Source organism: Ekhidna lutea (assembly GCF_900188325.1).
GTDB classification, from domain to species: Bacteria; Bacteroidota; Bacteroidia; order Cytophagales; family Cyclobacteriaceae; genus Ekhidna; species Ekhidna lutea.
Window position 1 is genome coordinate 366696 of record NZ_FZPD01000001.1, and the last position, 22191, is coordinate 388886.

Below are 22191 nucleotides of genomic sequence, written 5' to 3' on the forward strand. Positions count from 1 at the left end.
CACTTTTGTAATCATTGTTCTAAGTGATATTTTTTCAGTGTAAATGACCAAAAAGAAGAAAAAAAAAGATCCACTCAAAAGAGTAAACAATTTCATGCTGATGCTTGAAAGGAGAGGATGGATCAATCGCACACCAGCATTCATTTACGATTATAACAAAGACTACCCGGCTTTTAAACTACTGGAAGAAAACGCTGAAGCTATTAAAAAGGAGTGTTTGAAAGTTCTCGAATACAAAGAGCACATCACTGACATTGGAGGGTTAGATGGGAAAAATAAAACTAAGGGAGGAGTGCATGCGATTAAGTGGAAGACTTTTATGTTGAAGTCCGGCCGATTTATTGGGGAAAATTGTGATCAGTGCCCGGAAACAGCCAGATTACTCAGAAAAACACCCCGTGTGAAGCAAGCCTTCTTTTCAATTCTTGACCCGAATCAGTATATCAAACCGCATAAAGGATATTATCAAGGGTTTCTTCGTTATCATCTCGGACTTATTATTCCTGATAATAATCTTGACAAAAGCTGCTGGATCCGAATCAACGACGATATAGCAGAGAACAAGAAAAAGATTAGGGATGTAAGTATGGAGGGGAGTGAAAAATATTTTTGGAAGGAAGGAGAAGGTATTATGTTCAACGACAACTATCTTCATGAGGCGTCAAATGAATCTGATAAGATCAGGGTGGTGCTATTTATCGATGTAGTCAGAAAATTTCCATTTTGGCTCGACTGGTTCAACAGGCTCTTGTTAACACTTGCATATCAAACGAAGCAGGCACGAAATATCGCTAAAAATGCAGTTGTAAAGATTCCAGCGAAAAGCGAGACATAAACTCTACCTTCCGGGTTTATAGCCTGACTTTGAAAAAATTAAATTGTAATCGGTTTCGGCCATTATTTCCTTAACCGTTGCTCCGGTATTTTGTGCATAGGCATTTATTATTTGCCAGCCAACCCATCTCCCTATACGCCCAGGACACTTATCTCCAATTTCATAGACAGTCGGCCGTTCACCTATAAATTTCTGTTTGATTTGGTGACTGGTCTCAAATAAGAGCTCATTTTCAACAAAGTTTGCCCAGATGATATTCTCATGCTCAAAAATATCACCCCATTCTTCATCGGTATATCCTATCAGAATGTTTTCTTCAGTGCATGGAAGGATTTTACTTAACAGATAATATGATTTTCCGAAATCAATCATTTCAGCTAACATACTTTCCCCTTTGGTATTTTGAATGTATTGACTTGAAATAAACTGTAGGATGCTGGCAGCAAGATGTTCGGTTGTGTATCTCTGAAGTATATAGTTAGGAATTTGCTGTGGCTTATAGGTTGCCTCAGGACCAACAAAAAAGTCCATTCCAATCATAATATGCTCGTTTGATATAAACAGGTCATTGTATAAACCAGTGACGCATGTCTGAATCACAGGAGAAGGAGCATTAGGATAGTAAACTTTGAGTCGGCCTAAACCCTCTTCAAGTGCTTTAACAACTTTGTCAAAGTCTTCGAAGGCATTAACAGATTCCTCATATAAAGTATCAATTGAAGGGTTTTGGATCAACCCAAACATTCGTTTTGCTAAAATAGAATCCGCTGGATATTGATCTGCATGAAGAAAGAGCTGGGCAAAATCCGGGTGACTCTCTAAGAAACCTTCAACATCAGTTGCAGACTTGCTTTCAAAAAGTTCCAGCTCCAATCTCTCCGTTTTTAAAGCTATAGTTTCAGGCTCTACAGACTCTCTACATTGTTGACTAGTGCAGGAGGCTAATAAAACAATACAAATCATTAGGAGGACTGCTCGCATACTATCTATTTTTGACGGCAAATGTAGACAGGCATTAGCTGTTTTATTCATTGAGCCAGGTTTTTGTCTCAATGTGAATCTTAATAATGAATAACAAGCATGAAGCAATTTATTTTCTCACTTCTACTACTTGCATCAATTGGATCACTGGCACAGATAAAGCTAGGCTTAAAACTAGCCCCAATTGTCACAGCAAACAGAGCTAAAAATGATGCTCAAACTGTTGAGAACGACGGGACGAAAATGAAGTTTTCCGTAGGGCTTATCGCAGATCAAGCCTTATCGGACACCTATTACCTGAGTACCGGGTTGGTATACTTGCCCAAAAGGGCTGCCTTTCGCTCGGCGGATAATACACTAGAAGAGGAGTACAAGCTTCAATACCTTCAAATACCAGCTACGCTCAAGTTATTTACTAACGAAATGGCACCTGACTTAAAGGCATTTTTGCTCATCGGTTCAGGGCTGGAAATAAAAGTATTTGATGAGGCAGGTGATCCTTCGTATGATACAGTTGAAAGTTTCACTCCCATTGATATTCCGGTAATCCTTGGAGGTGGCGTGGAGTTTCGGGCAGGTATAAATACCACACTGTTTGGTGGGTTTTCATATCAAAGAGGATTAGTCAATACCGTAAATGAAGCAGCTGCTGGTAATGAAGATTTGCAAATTTTAAACACCATATTTTCAATTGATTTTGGTGTGAAATTCTAATATTCCCACCATTATTCTGGTCTACAAGGCCTGGATGGGCTTTATTACATTTTTTACAGTATTTCATCGAATGATCGGGAAATAAGGACTTCTTATGGGTCTTTATTAGTAAATTGATAGGAGTCTTCCCACTCAAACCACTACGATCATGAAAAGATTAATAAGCCTTAGTTTCCTTCTGGTTGCATTTTTTGCTGGATTTTCTCAAAACATCTGGATTGCCGATAACAGACCAACCGCCCCCACTGGAGCGCACATTTTTGCGGACGTAACGTCTGCTATAGCAGCAGCAAGTCCTGGAGATATTATACACGTAATACCTAGTCAGTTCACCTATCCAAACTTCACTGTTACTAAGGATAGTCTCACATTTTTCGGGATAGGATATAACCCGAATAAAGAGCAGCCAAGTGTAGTATTTGTTACGAATGTCACAATTGATGTAGGTGTATTTGGAACACGTTTATCTGGAATTAACATTGCCACATTATTCATAGGAACGAGTGCAACCGGTTCTCTTGGAAATATTTTCATTGAAAATGGAGAGATTGATGAAATTGAGGGGAGCAATTGTTGTGGTCAAACAACGGTTAGCAGTATCATCATTAGAAATTGTATCCTAGGTCAAAATTTGCAAGGTTCAAATCATGTTATTAACCTCAGAGACACCTATGTAAGTAGTACTTCAGTAGTAATTACTAATAATATTATCATGGGTTCCAATACTACATCTAGTGGAGGATATGGCTCAATCAGTGTTACTGATGCTATTATTAAAAACAATTTATTCTTAGGTAATGGCTCTACAACAGATTTTGCTTTTAATGATATGCAAACCAGTACCATTTCAAACAATATCTTTTTAGGAAGACAACCGATCACTGATGCAACTGGTGGGGATGTTGGGAATAGTACTTTTAACAATAACATAACTTTTGGAGCTGTCAATGACACGATTCCAACTGGAAATGGGAATACTTCTAACGGAGATTTAATCAATACAGACCCGCTATTGGTTAATGTGCCAATCGTGGATGACTGGGATTTCACCTATGATCCGTCCCCGGATACAGGATCACCTGCTATTGGTGCTGGAAACGATGGAAACGACATTGGTGTATCGGGAGGTACCATACCCTATAGCTCTACAGGTTCACCATTGCCCGTGATACAGGTTCTGAGGTTACCAGAGATTATTCAGGAAGGTACGGATACCAATGCTACCATAGAGGCAGAGGGTAATTAATCAGACACTCTTATGAGATTGTCTAACTATTTATCGAAGCTATTTATAGCCAGCCTGATGCTCTTTGCATCGCATCAGATCAACGCCCAGGATACATTGGAAATATTTGATATGGAATATTTCTTTGATGTGGATCCGGGTTTCGGAAGCGCATCACCGATCATCATTGGTACTCCTGATTCTACAATCTCCCTGGTTGAACTGTTATCAACATCTGGCTTATCAACAGGCTTTCATACACTGGGAGTTAGGGCCAGAAATGTTGCTACCAATCCGAAGTATAATGTGTTGGATACTGGCACTCAAATCGTTCGTCCCTTTCTTATGATAGACCCAGCTTTGCGTTCTGCCGGCCAATGGGGAATCACGGAAACACGTTTAGTATTTGTTGATCAATCTGATGCAGGTTCAATAGTAGATGTTGATCAAATCGAGTATTTCTTTGATGTTGATCCTGGTGTAGGAAGCGCATCTCAAGTTTCCCCATTTACAGCCGGGAACAGCATTGCAATAGTGGAATCTCTGAATTCTGACACCTTGTCCTTTGGTTTTCACCTATTGGGTATGCGAGCCAGGGCTGTTGGAGGTGCGTGGGGGACTACTGAAACACGGTTGATTTTTGTTGATCAGTCTGATGCAGGAAGCATTATAAATGTTGATCAAATTGAATATTTCTTTGATGTGGATCCGGGCGTTGGAAGTGCTTCACAAGTCGCTCCATTTTCAGCGACTAATAGTGTGTCAATTGTAGAGTCGCTTAATACAGACACTCTGTCATTTGGTTTTCATACATTAGGTATGCGTGCGCGATCAGAAGGGGGAGCCTGGGGGACTACAGAAACACGATTGATCTTTGTCGATCAAACCCAAGGTGTGATTAACGTTGATCAAATCGAGTATTTCTTTGACGCAGATCCGGGCGTAGGGAGTGCCAACCAAATCACGGGATTTTCTTCGGGCAATTCTATATCTATTGTTGAAAATTTAACCACAAATGGATTGTTGCCAGGATTTCATGTTTTGGGGATGCGGGTCAGGTCAGAGAGTGGCACCTGGGGGACTACAGAAACACGATTAATTTTTGTAGACGAAGCAGGAGCTGTGAATGATATAGTGGAGTTTGAATATTTTATTGGTACTGATCCTGGAGTTGGTAATGCCTCACCTGTTACGGTCGCTACTCCTGGTCAGCAAGTAAATGAGAATGTTATTCTGGATACGGATACAGTATCAGTAGGTAATTATCAAATTCATTTCAGAGCCAGAAATGCAGATGGAGAATGGGGATTAACAGAGTCAAGACCACTGCAGGTGGTTGATATGGATCCTCCAACAATTACTAGTGCAGAGCCATTGCCAACAAACACCAGCCCATTGAATATGACAGTTACTTTTGGGGAGGCGGTTAATTCGTTTGACCAGACCGACATTTCAGTTTCAAGCGGAGGGTCGGTTCAGGGCGGGTCATTCAATACGGTTAACGATTCAACCTATACTTTCTTATTGGATTTGTCCACTGAAGGGTTAATCACGATAGATATAGCTGATAGTGCAGCTTTTGCCCAATCAGATGGCACTCCATCTCCTAATGCAAATACATTTGAAATACGCTATGATATTACCGCACCAGTAGTTACCATTGATCCGTTAACTACTGTTGATACAAGTCCAGCATTAACAGGAACGGTGGATAATGATAGTGTATCAGTTGATATTACTGTCGATGGATCTACCTATGCTGCATCCAGTATCGCTGCAGGCGTTTGGGTCTTAAATGCAGGACTTATATCGCCCCCATTGACCAATGGTGTTTACGATTTGGTAGTGCAGGCAACAGACTCAGCCGGAAATGTAGGTACAGATGCAACCTCCAATGAGCTGACAATAGATGTGCTTGAGGTAACAGTTGATGCACTAATTACCTCTGAGAGCACCCCCGAGCTAACAGGCACGGTGACTGACACCACAGCTACAGTTGATGTTACCGTGGATGGTTCGACGTATGCTGCCATTGTGAATGGGGATAAAACATGGCAAGTTTCAGCGGGTACGATCAACCCTGCATTAGCCACTGGAATATACGAAGTGCAGGCCGTTGCTGATAGAGGGATTGAAGGTCCCGTAAATGATCAAACTGCAAACGAGTTAACTATTGTTGACATACTGACAATTACGATCGATTCACTTACAACATTTGATACTACCCCTGAACTAACCGGGACGGTATCGGATATTACCGCCAGTGTTGATGTAATCGTTGATGGAAACACCTACAGTGCTACGGTAAATGCAGACAGTACCTGGACTTTGCCTGATGGGACAATTAGTCCGCCTCTGATTGCGGGGACTTACGATATCATTGCATCGGCAGATCGAGGCATTGAAGGCCCGGTAGTCGATCAAACCATTGATGAGTTGACGGTAATCATAGACATCAATGTAAGTGTAAATGTTCTTTCCACAAATAACAGAAGTCCCGAGCTGTCAGGAACGATTAGCAACCCTAGTGCCACAATTGATGTTACCGTTGATGGATCGACATACAGCGCTACAAATAATGGAGATAGTACATGGACGTTAGCTGCTGGCACTATCACCCCTGACCTAGTGGACGGGATTTATGACGTGGATGTTTTAGCAGATTTTGCTGGTAATTCGGGCACAGATTCGACAATAAATGAGCTAAGAATTGACGGAACAGCGCCTACTGTAGCGGTTGATTTTTTGGCTACATCCATTTCCAGCCCTGAATTATCAGGAACGGTGGACGACCCGGATGCCACCGTTGATGTGAGCGTTGACGGGAATAATTATGCGGCAGTCAATAATGGAGATAATACGTGGACCTTAGCTGCTGCAACCATTACACCGGGACTAGTAGATAGTACATATTCTGTTATTGTCACAGCAACTGATTCACTTGGAAATCAAGGAGTAGATGCTTCTGATGATGAGTTGATCATCACTTCCACACTACTCGCCCTTTCAGCCACTGCGATTACTTCAAATACTTTCAATGCAAGATGGAGCCAGGGTGAGGATGTGCTTAATTACGAATTAGATGTTTCTTCAACCAGCGATTTCTCAACGTTTGTTTCGGGGTTTGAAAGTTTCGAGACGACTGCCACCTCAGCAGTTGTTAGTGGATTAGATTTTGCGACTAGCTATTACTATCGGGTTAGACTGGTAAATACGGCAGATGAGGTTTCTTCAAATTCTAATACAGTACCAGTAAAGTCATCAATTGATCCTGAAACTATTGCTGACTCTACTGCTCTTGTCCAGATTTATTCTGCACTGGATGGATCTGGATGGTCGAACCCGGTCAATTGGGAATCTGCCAGGATGAGGGACTGGGATGGAATCACTTTAGATGCGTCGAAATTGAGAGTTGAGCAGATAGATATCAGTGGAAGGGGTGCTGATGGAGCTATGCCTAACCCATTTATCGATGGAGCAGTTGGGGGATTAACTGCAATGACTTCAATGAATGTGAGAGATAATCTAATCTCCGGATTGATGGACTTTACCGGCACAAGCATTTCAGACTTAGATGTATCTACAAACGCACTTGATTTTGGAGATCTTGAGCCACTAATAGGAATTACAAGTCTCACATATGCTCCTCAAGCTGACGTACTTTTTGAGGAAGCCACAGGTGGAGATCCTATAAAAACCCCTCACCTTGCTGATATAACCCTGGTAGTTGGTGTAGAAGGCTCATCTAACAACACCTACAGTTTCTTAAGAAATGGAGTAGCAATAACACAAGGTACAGATTTTAATATTGCAGATTCGGCCGTTACCATTGTAGCGATTGACTATGACAATATGGGAGAGTTTTCTGCGACGGTAACAAATTCACAACTCCCTGAACTCACACTTCAAGTTATACCACAAATAGTTTATGCCATCGCGGATTTGGATATGACCATTGTGGACGGAAACAATGATCCTCTGGTAGATGAAGTATCTGGGTATCTATTAGAGGCTGTGAGAAGACAGCAGGGCTTTGACACTCTCGAAGTAGCGGAAAATGTTGCAAGCACATTTACGTTTCCAGGAGTTGTGCTGGGAAATTACCTATGCGGTATTGAACCGAGTAATGAGCAACTATTTATTCCTACCTATTTTGGAGATGCGTTTGAATGGGTTTTCGCTGACACATTAGAATTTAGAGAAGCGGTATCTGTACAGGTAATAATGACAGAAGTACCTGGTGATACCGAAGGTCCTGGAGTACTTGACGTTTTAATTGAGGAAGATTTTCCAGAGGAAGGTAGCAGAATCGATGCTCGAAGAAGAGCAGCTAAGAGAAAGTGTGGTTTGAGAAGAAAAAGATCCGGAGGAAGAACCGGGCAGGACGATGATGAGTTTGAGTTGATTGCCTATGGAGAAACTGATGAGAATGGGGAGTTTAAGTTTGGCTTCCTCCCGGAAGGTATTTATCGCTTCTTCGTTGAATATCCGGGAATTCCGCTTGATGAATCATCCGTGGTTCAGTTTGAAGTTGGTGAGCTTGGTATAAGTGACACTGAGTTTAAGCTTGAGGCATTTGTGACCGAAGAAGGCATTGAGGTAGCCATTGATCGTGTATTGGGCTTAATACTGGAATATTTTAAAGATTTGAAAGTATATCCAAATCCAACAAGTGATGTGATAAAAATGCAGTACAGACACCTAAAAGATAAAGATGTTGCCGCCCAGCTGGTCGATTTGTCTGGAAATGTATTGTGGACCAAAGACATACGAAGTGGTTATGAAGGTTATGAAGAAATAGATGTATCCAACTATGAAGAAGGGATCTACCTGCTTCATGTCTATGACAAAAAGGATCGAAATGGGCATGTAGTGAGCTATCGGATCATCGTTAGGGAATAAAGATTTATACACCGGAAGTGTCTGATATTTAGCTCATTATATTCATATCAATTTAGATTTTTAAAAATAGCTCCTCGATTCATTGAATTTGTTCAATTGACTATTCAAATAGTTCAACTATTATGAAATATACCCCTTTGTGGGTATTGGATTGAAAGTTTAAGTCTCCTACCTTTAAAATAGCCATAAATCAATTTTTGGCTTAGTTCACTTTTTCACCAAAAGAACTTACGTATGAAACCACTATCACCTACCCTCCTGAAGTCAGTCCTTGTACTTCTTTCCTTCTTATTTTTTAATGCACTTAGTTTGGCCCAAGATCGAACGGCTGATTCACTGGCACTAGTGGCATTGTATGATGAAACTAATGGTCCCGGATGGATTAACAGTGCTGGTTGGACAGATTCTGTAAGCCTCGATAATTGGTATGGTGTTTCCATGAGCGGAAACAGGGTAACCAAACTAGACCTTTCATCCAATAATTTATTTGGTCAGATACCAGGTGAGATTGGAAATGCTGACGCTTTGGACACTTTGAATCTTTCCGCAAATAGCCTGAGAGATAGCATCCCCAATGAAATTACTAACGTTAACTCACTGATTAGTTTACAGTTGCAGGGTAACGAACTTTATTGGTCTCCGGATCTTACGGTAATGTCAAGTCTGATTGAACTTGATATATCAGATAATAATTTTGAATTCGACGACATTATCCCATTAATTGGTATTTCAGCTTTTACCTATAGCCCACAAAAGCAATTTGGGTCTCAGCTTGATACAGCTGTAGTAGTCGGAGATAATTTTACAATCGTTCGGACAAGCCCTGGTGCTGGAAATACCTACCAGTGGCAAAAAGACGATATAGATATTAGCGGAGACACCACTGAGACCTTACAAATATTGAATTTTTCTGCAGGAGACTCAGCCAGGTACAACCTCATAGTTACCAATTCCTCTGCTCCATCATTGACACTTTCAAGCAATGATATCAATGTTGCACTAGAGGATACAACTTATTTTAAAGCTGTTCAAGTAAGTGCTTTTCAGGGTGATGGTTCCAATTTAGCATCCGGATGGGGTGACTTTAATAATGACGGTTTTGAGGATTTGTTTGCTTTGAGCGACACACGTCTCTTTTATAATAACGGGGATGGAACCTTCACCCCGGGAACTGGAGACCCAATTTCAAATGATATTACTAGTTTTGGACCGACTATTGGGGATTATGATAATGATGGAGACCTGGATATCTATCTTGCATCAGCTGCAGGTAGCAAGCTATTTACCAATGATGGATTCGGAAATTTTAATGAATTTGATGCAGGAGAGCTTTCAACAATATCCGGTGATTTTCAGGGGTATTCATGGGCAGATTTTGATAATGATGGTTACCTTGATTTATATGTAACTGCTGGAGCTAATATAGGAGGTGAAGTCAATTACTTATTTAGAAATAATCAAGACGGCACCTTGTCTGCAGTTACATTTGGTCAGATAGCCACAGACTTTGAAGGGTCAGTTCATGCTTCCTGGGCCGATTATGATGGTGACGGAGATCAGGACCTTTATGTTTTAAATCAAAATTCACCAGAGCCAAATAGTCTCTACCGAAACAATGGAAATGGTTCGTTCAGTAAAGTTTTTGACAATGAAATTGTTTTTGATACGTTCGGTTCGTTTAGCAGCTCGTGGGGCGATTATAATAATGATGGCGCGATAGATCTTTTTGTAGTCAACAACTTTAATGACCCAGTCCTTTTTGAAAATGACGGTGCAGGTAACTTCATAAGACATACAGGCGTTATCTCGATCGGCAATGCTGTTGGTAGCTCATGGGGCGATATTAATAGCGATGGTTTGTTGGACTTAATGTTAACAAGTTTTGAGCCCGCAAATCACCTATATCTCAATAACGGAGACGGCACCTTCACAGAGGTTACTGATGGATCTTTCAGGAATGCTTCAGGATTTTATGGAAATAGTTTTGCGGATTATAACAATGACGGTCAGCTGGATTTTGTGACCAGAAATGGTGATTGGGTTCTTTATGAGAATACTCACGATGTTAACAACTATTTGAAAGTAAAACTTGAAGGTCAGCTATCTAATTTCTCTGCTATTGGAGCAAAGATCAGAGTCAAAGCAAATATCGGAGGAGGAGATATCTGGCAGATGAGAGAAATTTCAGCTCAAACCGGGTTATTTGCTCAAAACAGCTTAATTGCTCATTTTGGAATAGGAGATGCAATCACTATCGATAGTGTAATTGTAGAGTGGCCATCAGGAATTCATCAGTCCTTTGGAAGTCAGTCAATAAATCAAACCTTAACGATAACCGAAGAGGCAAGCCCAGTGATGGCAGCTGATTCACTTGCGCTAATAGCTTTATATGATTCAACCGGTGGAGACAATTGGGGAAACAATGCCAATTGGAAATCCGGACCTGTAGATAGTTGGTATGGAGTGACAGCAGTTGGAGGGCGAGTATTAGAACTTAAGCTCAACAATAATAACCTAAATGGTAGGATACCTCCACAGTTAGGTGACCTTGATGCATTGACAAGGCTGGAGCTTCAGGGGAATGGTCTTTATGATCAAATACCTATTGAAATTGGAAGTCTTATAAATCTAAATGCACTCTTTCTAAGCTCCAATAATTTAGATGGTGAAATACCGGTATCGCTGGGAGACCTAAGCAACCTTGCTGAACTGGAATTAAATAACAATAATCTGGAGGGTAGTATACCGTCGGAGTTTACTTCTTTGACAAACCTATTCTCGCTAATCATAAGCAATAATAATTTTACAGGTTTACCAGATTTATCTGGTCTCAGCTCATTATCAAATCTGTTTATTGCAAGCAATAACCTTGATTTCGATGATATTATTCCCAACCTAAGTGTCCCGGGCATAGATGCAAGTCCTCAATACCTTGACGATCCTGGGCTCGATACCACATTACTCCTTGGCGACAATCTTACAATCGATATATCTGCTTTTGGAAATAATGCAGGGAATGAATTTCAATGGCGAAAAGACGGTGTAGATGTTGCTGGAGAAACAACACAGATCCTTGATTTCATTGATTTTCAAAAGTCAGATGAGGGGCTTTATGAACTCTTTGTGACGAACTCATCGGCTCCAGGGATTGAACTAATTTCATCGTCTTACAATGTTCATTTCAGAAGCATATATTATTGGGTAGGCGATGGTGGAAGCTGGTATGATTCAACACACTGGAGCCTTACTTCGGGTGTTATAGACACCACAGGTCTCATTCCGGGACTTTATGATAATGTCATTTTTGATGAAAATTCATTTACACAATCCGGCCAGGTAGTTGAAGTTCCTGATGGTGGCAATACCAGTGGAACTATGTTTTCCAATATGGACTGGACTGGCGTCACAAATAATCCAACCTTCAGGGTCAGGGCTGATAGTTCCCCATGGATTGTCAATGATGTGAGAGGCTCTTTGATTTTTGATGAGAATATGACACTCGACTTCCATCATGCGGAGTTCTACTTTAATTCTCCCACAGATTATGTTCTGGATCCTAAAGGTCATTACATGGGTGAAGACGCCTTTGTCACATTTGGGTTGCCAGGTCACTCTGGCGAGCAGCGATTTAGTTCTACATGCAATATTCAAAGCGATGTAAATAACATCTTACTATTTGCCGCTGAAGGACGTGTCAACTCCAATGGATATCAGATTATTGGTCAGCCTAACCACTACTTTTGGCTTTGGGGTGGAGGCAACCCTACGGTAGATGTCTCCGGATCTAATGTGGATTTAGGATACATAGTCATTCAATCAGGAGAATTTATTGATGATGATGCGACAATTACAATTCGTGATAGTCGAGGTACACGAAATGTGCAGCAAAGCACGGATTTCAATCATGTAATCGCAGCGGATACAATTGAGCTAGGTCATAGCAATATATATCAGACGCTTGAAATTTTGCCAGGTGCCGGAGTAAGATTATCACCAGATAACACTCAGTTCGTCAATAATTTAATTGCAGATGGCACAAATGAAGATCCGATACTAATTAGCTCAACAGTTGACAGCCTGGCGGGTACTTTCAGTAAAGCTTCCGGGGAAGTAAATATTCGCTTTGCTACGATTGAAAATAACATAGCCACCGGAGGCGCCACATTCAATGCCATCTCTTCTCTGGATAGTGGCAATGTCACAGGTTGGAATTTCATTGTGGCTCAGCCTGTACAGGCAAGTGACTCTCTGGCACTTGTCGCCTTTTATCAAAGCACTAATGGGGATAACTGGTTTGATAATAACAATTGGTTACAGCCAGGTCGATATGTAGAAGAATGGTTGGGCGTATCTGTCGAAAATAACAGAGTGATTGGGCTTGATTTGAGAGGGAATGGTTTATCTGGCACTCTTCCACCTGAAATTGGTGATTTAGATTCACTTAGAGTGCTGAATTTAGGTCAGGAGGGATTCGGAGGCAACCAGATTACTGGGAGTATTCCATCCGAAATAAGCAACCTATCTAAACTTGAGTTTATTGGGTTGGCAGAAAACCAACTATCAGGAGCGATACCTGAAGCGATAGGGAGCTTGACTGAATTGAAGAAACTCGATTTTACCTTCAATGAACTTGAAAGTGTGCCGGACGCTATCAGCGCTCTGTCAAAAATTAAGTATCTGGGAATAGCATTTAACAATTTTACAGATTTACCACTCGCCATATATAACATTCCTTCTCTTGATACTTTACTAATTAGTGGTAATGAATTAAGTGGTCCAATCCCGCCAGAGCTCGGTACAATGACGACCCTTAAATTTCTAAATATTGGTGGAAACCAATATGAGGGTCAGCTTCCACCGGAGCTTGGGAACTTGACACAACTACAGGGACTTAGAGTTTGGGATATGCCTGGTATCACTGGGAATATTCCGCCTGAGTGGGCCGCCCTCACTTCAATAGAGGAATTCTCGCTTGACAATTTGTCACTAAGTGGCACCATTCCTGATTTTATAGGTAACTACACCAGCGCTTACCATATTAGCCTTCAGGGGAATCAGTTTTCAGGAGCGATTCCTGATTCATTTCAGAATTTAAGCTCTTTTACAAATGTCTACCTTTTTAGTAATGCAATCACATCTGTTCCAGAGCTTGGTAATCTCGCATTCATTGATCTAAGAAAGAATAGGCTTTTATATGCTGATCTTGTAAACAATGATTCAGTTTCAGTAAACGGATATGATGAGCAAAATGAAAGATACTCGTTGGATGTAAGTGGTGTTATTACCGGCGGTGGTGCGGTAACTCTGACTGTTACAAATAGTGACTTAGGGGACAATGCATTTCAATGGATCAAGGATACTGAAATTTTAGATGGAGAAGTCAGCCCGTCTTTGGTACTAACCAATCTGGACGAGTCGCACAATGGAGTATATACTTGCCTGGTTCATCGGCCGGAAGATAATTTTCTATATGCAGGGATTCCATCGGAAAGTGTAAGCATTGATCTAAACGAGACTGATAGGCGATATGCTTCGGCGGTTGATTCGGTCACTAGTTCAGCAAAAATTATTGACTACCAGGCTAGTGAAATATTGGGTTTGCCAAATAGAGGGACTGACTCGGATGATAACCCAACCGACCAGATTTCAAGGCTTGATGCGCAAGAAAGAGGCTGGGCGCCCGCAGCAGCCGATAATCAACCATTTATTGAAGTAAATTTTGGAAGTCCGGCTCCAATCAATACTGTTTGGGTTTTTGGTAGTGGATCCGTAAGCTCAATAGAGGCCAAAGACTCGAACACAGGTGAATATGAGGTGATCAGTAATTTCTTTAACATAGCCAATAATGGCTCTGAAACAGAAGTTAACTTTCCTACAACGGCGTATGATGTTTCGGAGGTCAGAGTAAATGTATTTAGCGCACCTTTTAATGAAGGGTATGGTCCTTTCAATTCAATAGATGCTGTTGCAATTGGTGATAATGGACTTGAGATTTCAACGCCTTTCAATCTTTTCTTGGGTGAAAAGGTGACCGATTCTATTTTTAATATTGGCTGGAGTCACCACAACAATGACGACTCTACAAGCTTTTCAGTTGAGCGGTCTGTTGATGGCACAAATTTTTCAGAAGTCGCTTTAGTTGAGGCAGGCTTCACAGGACTATCTGATAGGGAAGTACCCGCGTCAGATAGTATTTTCTACCGCGTAAAAGCAATCCGGGGGTCAATAGAATCAGAATATTCTGAAGTACTGATTATTGAAAATTGTCCAAGCAATCTCACAGACTTTCCAGTCGGCTCCTGGACAGGAATAGTGGAAGAAATCACCCCAATTTTTGGTGTGTCAGGGTTTGATGATAATGTTCAAATCACTGATAATGGCAATGGGACGTATACAATAAATGATTTCATGGCTAGCTATTTAAGTGATGGTTTTGGTTTCCAGGATCCGAATATTGGGACACTGGGAGAAGGGTGTAATGGACTTAATTTTCAAGGCGAGCTGGTTGCCGGATGCGGTAACAACACTGTCATTTCCAATATTGTAGAGTTTTACCCAGCCTCTGATTCACTTGTCATTGAATTTACATGGGATTGCGGAGGAGACATCCGAATGACCTTCACAAAGAATGCATCTGAGCCTGCACAAGATCCACCGACAAACCTCACCGCTAGTACTGTGAGCAGCAGCGCCATTCAGTTAATGTGGGAAGATAATACCAATGAAGATGAATGGGTGATTGAGCGCTCTGATGGAGATAATCTTAATTATCTCGAAATTGATGTCATAGTACCAAATCCTCAATCAGAAACCGGTTTCCGAGAATTTGAAAGATACATTGATAATACGGTATCGTCAGGGAACACTTATTACTATAGAGTATTGTCTCGTTCAGGCGGATTAGATTCTGAGCCATCGGACGAAGTTTCGATTGAAGCCATAGCTCCTCTATTTGATATGGTCACTTCGGGACCAATTGTCGATGACCAACCATCAAATTCATACGCTGGATCATGGGGTGATTACGATGCTGATGGCGATCCCGACTTATATGTCACAAACTGGCATGCTGGAATAGACATTGTGAAAGTAACTAAGGAGAACTATCTGTATGAAAACAATGGTGGAGTATTTAGCCGTGTATCATTATCAAATGAACTTACCGATGCAGAGTATACAAGCAGAGGAACATTTTGGGGTGATTTTGATAATGATGGCAATCTGGATGCTTTTGTGAACGGTGAAGGAGTTAGCGATTACATCAATGAAGCGAGTAGTTATTTATTCTACGGAAATGGGTCTGGTGGTTTTGATGCACCATATGAATTTAACGCCCTCACATTTAATAGTACGCCTGTTGATATTAATGGTGATGGGTTATTGGATATTTATGTTACTGATGTTGATATTATCCTCGAAAATAAAGGGGACCGCAATTTTGAAGTAATAAGAGATGGCTCCTCAATAATTAATGGAGATTATTTTTTAACAGGGTGGACAAACCTTACTCCGGATTTCAACAATGACGGGTTGCCGGATTTAATCTCCAGTGGAGACAGGTTTATTCAAATATTTGAAAATAAAGGAGATTTCCTATATGAAAGGATATATGAAATATCTAACGCCATTGATCCTGATATGCTCCCGGCAAGGGGGGCTACATTTGGAGACTTTGATCACAACGGATATTTGGATATTGTTGTCGCTAATGTCCAGGAAAGCAAGTTGTTCCTTTTTGATGGTACCGGGATAGCTCAAATATTGGATGATATTGAATTCCTTGGCGAAGAGATTCATGCACAAAGAGGGTTGACTGTAGCGGACTATAACAATGATGGAAATGAAGATTTATTTTGGATTTTAGATGGAGGCCAACCGTATTTATTTACAGGTAATGGAGACGGTACGTTTAATCGGGTTTCTGAGACGGAGCAAATTTTTGCGGAAACATCTATCTTCTCTTCTATAAGTACGGCTGACTTTAATCAGGATGGGGCTATTGATGTTTTCATCTCAAGTACGGATGATTCAAGGAGCAATTCATTGTATTCTAACAATGGAAATGGTAATAACCATTTGAGAATAGACCTTGAAGGAACTGAATCAAACCGATTGGCCATTGGTTCACAAATTCGAATAAAGCATGGAGGTCAATGGTATATGAAACAGGTGACAGGAGTTAATGGACTATGGAGCTCAAACGAGATCACGACACATTTTGGTCTTGGCACTACGACAACCGTTGATTCTGTAGAGATAAGATGGACCTCAGGGAATGTAAATACTTTTACAGATATAGCAGCAAATCAGACCATTACATATGTAGAAGATGTGACACCTCCGGTTGTAGAGGTTGATGTAATTGGTACTTCCGTTACCAGCCCTGAACTAACGGGATTAATTGATGATATCAATGCGACATTGGAGTTAACAATTAATGACAGCACCTATCTCGTAACTAATATAAATGCAGACAGCACCTGGTCCTTACCTGCTGGCACTATCCCAAGCCTTGACGATGGGGTATATGATGTAGCACTAGAGGCTACTGATCAAAATGGTAATGTGGGGGTAGATGATGTGGTAGGAGAGGTTACAATTACACAAGAGTTATTGGCCCTTGTTCCGTCAAAAATCACTTCATCTTCATTTCAGGCCAACTGGAGTGAAGCTCTTGATGTGCAGGAATATCTACTTGATGTTGCCACAGACGCAGAGTTCACAACCTTTGTTGATGGCTATGAGGATTTCTCAACCACTAGCCAAAAAAAGATAGTAGATAACCTCGATTTTAGTACCACATACTATTACAGGGTTCGCTTTGTAAACTCAGCAAGTGAAACTTCCGATTATTCGAACGATACAACAGTGTTGACTAAAATCAAGCTCGAAACCATTTCTGATTTCAACGCACTTGAAACCATTTTCAATGCCACCGGTGGAGAAAACTGGACAAATGATGGTGGATGGACCACTGAACCAAGGCTGCAGAACTGGGAGTTCGTTACCTTAGAAAATCAGCGGGTGAAAGAGATACTCATTCCTGACAATAATCTAACGGGTACTTTTCCGCTTACAGATTCTCTAACTAAAGTTGAGGTCATTGATATTTCAGATAATGAGCTAACAGGAATTGGAAATTTGTCGGAACTGGTTTCTTTGAATGACCTGAACGTTTCTCAAAACTTGTTCGAGTTTGATGATTTGGAACCGCTTAGAGGTATTCAAAACTTCACCTATGCTGACCAGAAAACGCAGATTTCATTTGAAGAAACAAAAGTAGCTGACTCTCTCCTAGTTAGAGTGTTTAATGATACCTCACTCACGTTTACAGTTGGTGGGGAGTTCAATTCCTATCAATGGTTGTTAAATAAAACATCCATTACTAGTGGCGAAGACTTTGTGGTCGGAGACACCATTCTTCAAATTCAAGCAATTGATTATACCAATATGGGCAAGTTTGAAGCTGAAATTACGAATGACAGTCTTCCGGATTTAACACTTAGAGTAGACTCTATGTTTGTATTTGCTGTTGCAGACTTTTCCGTGGATGTGAATGACGATGATGGTGAGCTAATACCAGATAATGTTGATGGTTATTTGCTTTTGACCACTCAGGTAGAAAGAGGTTTTGATACACTTTCAGTAGCCACCAATCAGCCTAGCTCATTCACTTTCAATGATGTAATTCTGGGAGATTACCTAATCTCAATAGATTCTGATCCGGCAAAATATGTGCCTACCTACTATGCCGATGCATTTGAGTGGGTAGAGGCTGATACGGTTCTTTTTAGGAAAGACACGGCATTTCAAGTTAGTATGACACTTATTCCTGGTGAAACAGAAGGTCCCGGAACCCTGGAGGTTTTAATAGAAGAAGATTTTGGTGAGACCAGTGGAAGGATTGATGCTCGAAGAAGGGCAGCCAAGAGAAAATGCGGATTGAGAAGGAAAAGGTCTGGAGGAAGAACCGGACAGGACGATGATGATTTTGAACTCATAGCATATGGAGAGACGGATCAAAATGGAGAGTTTAAGTTCGGATCTTTGCCTGAGGGAGTTTATCGCTTTTTCGTAGAGTATCCAGGTATTCCGTTGGATGAAAGCTCATTTGTACAGTTTGAGGTTGGAGAAGAAGGAATATCTGATACAGACTTCAAGTTGGAGGCCTTTGTAACAGAAGATGGGGTTCAGGTTAGTATCGAAAGGGTGCTGGGCCTAATACTTGAATATTTCAAAAATCTACAGGTATATCCAAATCCAACTGCAGATGTGATCAAAATGCAGTATCGCCACCTAAAAGATAAAGATGTAGCTGCACAGCTTGTTGATTTATCTGGAAATGTATTGTGGACCAAAGACATCCGAAGTGGCTATGAGGGATATGAGGAAATCGATGTTTCCGCATATAGAGAAGGTATCTACATGCTACATATCTATGATAAAGAAGATAGAAACGGGCATGTAGTGAGCTATCGGATTATTGTTCGAAAAAACTAATACTCAAGTGCTTTTTTTATTGTTGCTTCAAGTCTGGAATTGGCTAGAAAATTTCGCTCAAGGTCAGCAGCAAAGGGTACAGGAGTATCAAGGCTCGCTTCCCGCATCACTGGAGCATCAAGGGATTCAAAGCAATTTTCTGAAATCCATGCGGCTATCTCGCCCCCAATTCCACCTGTCATACAGTCCTCATGTAATACAATTACACGACCTGTTTTTTGAACGGACTGCTGAACAGTTTCCTTATCCCATGGAAGTAATGTTCTTAAATCGACTATTTCGATTGATGCGTCTGACTCATCAGCTAATTTGTTGGCCCAATGGACACCCATACCATATGTTATAATAGAAAGATCTGATCCTTCTCGATTGACTACAGCTTTACCGACCTCCGTCGTATAGTAGGCATCTGGTACATTTCCAGACAGGGATCGATAAAGCGCCTTGTGCTCAAAATACAAATATGGATTGGGATCTTCGATAGCTGCGGCTAATAATCCTTTCGCATCATGCGGATTGGAAGGATATACGATTTTCAATCCGGGAGTATGAAAAAACCAGGCCTCATTGGATTGCGAGTGAAATGGGCCAGCTCCTACTCCTGCACCAGTTGGCATCCGTACAACTACATCTGCATTTTGGCCCCAGCGATAGTGAATCTTGGCCAGGTTATTTACAATTTGATTGAAACCTTCAGTCACAAAATCTGCAAACTGCATTTCAACCACAGCCTTCATTCCTGCAATGCTTAAGCCAAGCCCGGTACCAACGATAGCCGCTTCACAAAGTGGAGTGTTCCTTATGCGTTCTTTGCCAAACTGCTCCATGAATCCTTCGGTGATTTTGAAAACCCCACCATAGTCGGCAATGTCTTGACCCATAACGATCAACTCATCATGTTTCTCCAAAGATTGTCTAAGACCATCTGAAATAGCATCAACCAATCGCTTTTCAGATTCCTTACCTTTTGGTTCTATCACACTTTGCTTGTACGGAAAATAGACATCCGCTTCTTCCGTTTCGGTATTGGCTGTTATTGCATCTTCAGCAAACGCTTCTTTTACTGCGTCACTAATTTCTTTTTGTATGCCTTTTCTAATGTCAGTAATCTGATCATTAGTGCAGACACCTTCCTTTATTAGATAGCTTTCGAATCCTTTTACCGGATCTTTCTTTGCCCATTTTTCCATCAATTCTTTGGGCACATACTTGGTTCCTGAGGCTTCCTCATGCCCTCTCATTCTAAAGGTCTTGGCCTCAAATATGATCGGTCGCGGATTTTTACGGATGTCTTCAATCAGCGGCTCCAGCTCATTCAATACTTCCAGGATGGAATTGCCTTCGACACTGTAAGCTTCCATGCCATATGCCGGACCCTTCACAACAAACGAATCGAAATTGAACTGTTCACGACTCGGAGTAGAAAGACCATAGCCATTATTCTCAATCACGAAAATGACAGGAAGCTTCCAAACGGATGCTACGTTTACAGCTTCATGAAAATCCCCCTCACTGGTTCCGCCATCTCCGGTGAATACCAAGCTGACCTTCTCTTCTTTCCTCAATAAATGAGATAGTGCAATCCCATCAGCAATCCCGAGTTGAGGACCTAGGTGCGAGATCATTCCTACAATGTTGTAGTCTTGTGTACCAAAGTGAAAACTTCGATCTCTACCCTTTGTGAAGCCATTCATTTTTCCCTGAAACTGAGAGAATAGCCTTTGGAAAGGAACTCCTCTGGTCGTAAAGACGCCTAGGTTTCTATGCATTGGAAGAATGTATTCTTCCTTCTCCAGCGCTAGAGCAGCCCCAACAGAAATGGCCTCCTGACCGATTCCGGAAAACCATTTGCTAATTTTTCCCTGTCGCAGAAGAATCAGCATTTTATCTTCAATCAATCTTGGTGTCACCAAGGCTTCATGTATTGCCAGCAACTCTTCGTCAGTACGGTCTTTTCGGTCAAATTTCATAAGTAGAGTGAATTGAAGTGCGAAATAAGTACATCAGGCCCAAACCTTCAGCCCCTCGGTGCAGTTTTTACAAATTTCTATTTCTGAACGTCCGTTTAATAAGGCATTACGGAAATTTTGGTATGGACTGGAAAACCAGATTTCTTCAAATGATTTTTTAGAAACATTCCCCATACTATGAGAAGCATCTTTGTCGAAACAGCATGGGATTACCTGACCATCCCAGGTGATAACGCAAGATTGCCACATCTTCCAACACTTATTTTCCAGTGAATTCTTGATCGAATAAGAACCATCATTATTAAGCCGGTATCGACTGTATTTATCAATGGTAGGTATTAACTCGTTACCATTTTGAAAATCATAGATTTGAGCTGTTTTGAAGGCCACTTTATCTACTCCGTATTCTTTTGCTAATCGCTTGATTTTAGGTATCTCATGCTCATTCGGCTTTACTACTAAAAACTGCCAAACCACTTTAGGGCTTTTTGACTTTAGTTTCTTACGCCATTTCAGAATGTTCTTTGTTCCTTCCAGCACCTTAGTCAGATCGCCTTCTTTGCGATAAGATTCATAGGTTTCTTGGGAAGCACCATCAATGGAAATAATCAACCGGTTTAGCCCAGATTCTACTGTACGTTTTGCATTTTCATCATCTAAAAAATGAGCATTTGTAGAGGTGGTAGTATAGATTTTATGTTGATTGGCAATTTCCACCATTTCCAGAAACTGAGGGTTCAGGTAAGGTTCTCCCTGAAAGTAAAAGGTGAGGTATAGCAGGTGGTCACTTACATCTTCGATGATCTTCTCAAAAAGCCGGGTATCCAATTTTCCAGTGGGACGAGTAAAGGAGCGTAGACCACTTGGGCACTCAGGACACCTTAGGTTGCAGGCAGTTGTAGGTTCAATAGCCATGCTAATGGGAAGCCCTTTAATAACCGGGTCACCACTTTTCAATGACCGTTCATAGCTTCTCCAGGTTCTCCATGCATTGGATATTCTTTTTGGCGTTAGCTTTGAAGCAAGCGAGATGCTATCGTGAAGATTAATCAACATAACATCTA

General features: G+C 41.1%; 8 protein-coding genes. 5 read left to right on the forward strand and 3 right to left on the reverse strand.

Features of this window, described 5'->3' with window-relative positions:
- Positions 1 to 43: 43 nt before the first annotated feature.
- Positions 44 to 835: an aspartyl/asparaginyl beta-hydroxylase domain-containing protein gene (locus CHB71_RS01575; RefSeq protein WP_089355125.1), complete on the forward strand. Its 792-nt coding sequence runs from the start codon at positions 44 to 46 to the stop codon at positions 833 to 835.
- A gap of 3 nt (positions 836 to 838) precedes the next feature.
- Here CHB71_RS01575 and gldB read toward each other — a convergent pair whose 3' ends face one another.
- Entirely contained in the window at positions 839 to 1816 is a 978-nt protein-coding gene (gene gldB, locus CHB71_RS01580; protein ID WP_144017293.1) for a gliding motility lipoprotein GldB, read from the reverse strand.
- 99 nt (positions 1817 to 1915) lie between these two features.
- Here gldB and CHB71_RS01585 point away from each other — a divergent pair, with 99 nt between their 5' ends.
- The 4 genes from CHB71_RS01585 to CHB71_RS01600 all read left to right on the forward strand — a co-directional run bounded on the left by CHB71_RS01585 (position 1916) and on the right by CHB71_RS01600 (position 19157).
- The gene (locus tag CHB71_RS01585) at positions 1916 to 2530 is read left to right on the forward strand and encodes an outer membrane beta-barrel protein (RefSeq protein ID WP_089355127.1); all 615 of its coding nucleotides are present in this window, start codon (positions 1916 to 1918) and stop codon (positions 2528 to 2530) included.
- Between the two features lie 148 nt (positions 2531 to 2678).
- Complete coding sequence (locus tag CHB71_RS01590) at positions 2679 to 3776, forward strand: hypothetical protein (RefSeq protein WP_089355128.1); 1098 nt, start codon at positions 2679 to 2681, stop codon at positions 3774 to 3776.
- A 12-nt stretch (positions 3777 to 3788) separates the two neighbouring features.
- Entirely contained in the window at positions 3789 to 8657 is a 4869-nt protein-coding gene (locus CHB71_RS01595; RefSeq protein ID WP_144017294.1) for an Ig-like domain-containing protein, read from the forward strand.
- Between the two features lie 234 nt (positions 8658 to 8891).
- A complete protein-coding gene (locus tag CHB71_RS01600; RefSeq protein WP_089355130.1) occupies positions 8892 to 19157 on the forward strand; it encodes an FG-GAP-like repeat-containing protein in 10266 nt (3421 codons plus the stop codon).
- Here CHB71_RS01600 and CHB71_RS01605 read toward each other — a convergent pair.
- On the reverse strand, positions 19154 to 21127 hold the full coding sequence (locus tag CHB71_RS01605) for an alpha-ketoacid dehydrogenase subunit alpha/beta (protein WP_089355131.1): 1974 nt from the start codon (positions 21125 to 21127) through the stop codon (positions 19154 to 19156). The two genes, CHB71_RS01600 and CHB71_RS01605, sit on opposite strands and share 4 nt — an antisense overlap.
- Positions 21128 to 21160: 33 nt before the next feature.
- A complete protein-coding gene (locus CHB71_RS01610; protein ID WP_089355132.1) occupies positions 21161 to 22183 on the reverse strand; it encodes a radical SAM/SPASM domain-containing protein in 1023 nt (340 codons plus the stop codon).
- Positions 22184 to 22191 lie beyond the last annotated feature (8 nt).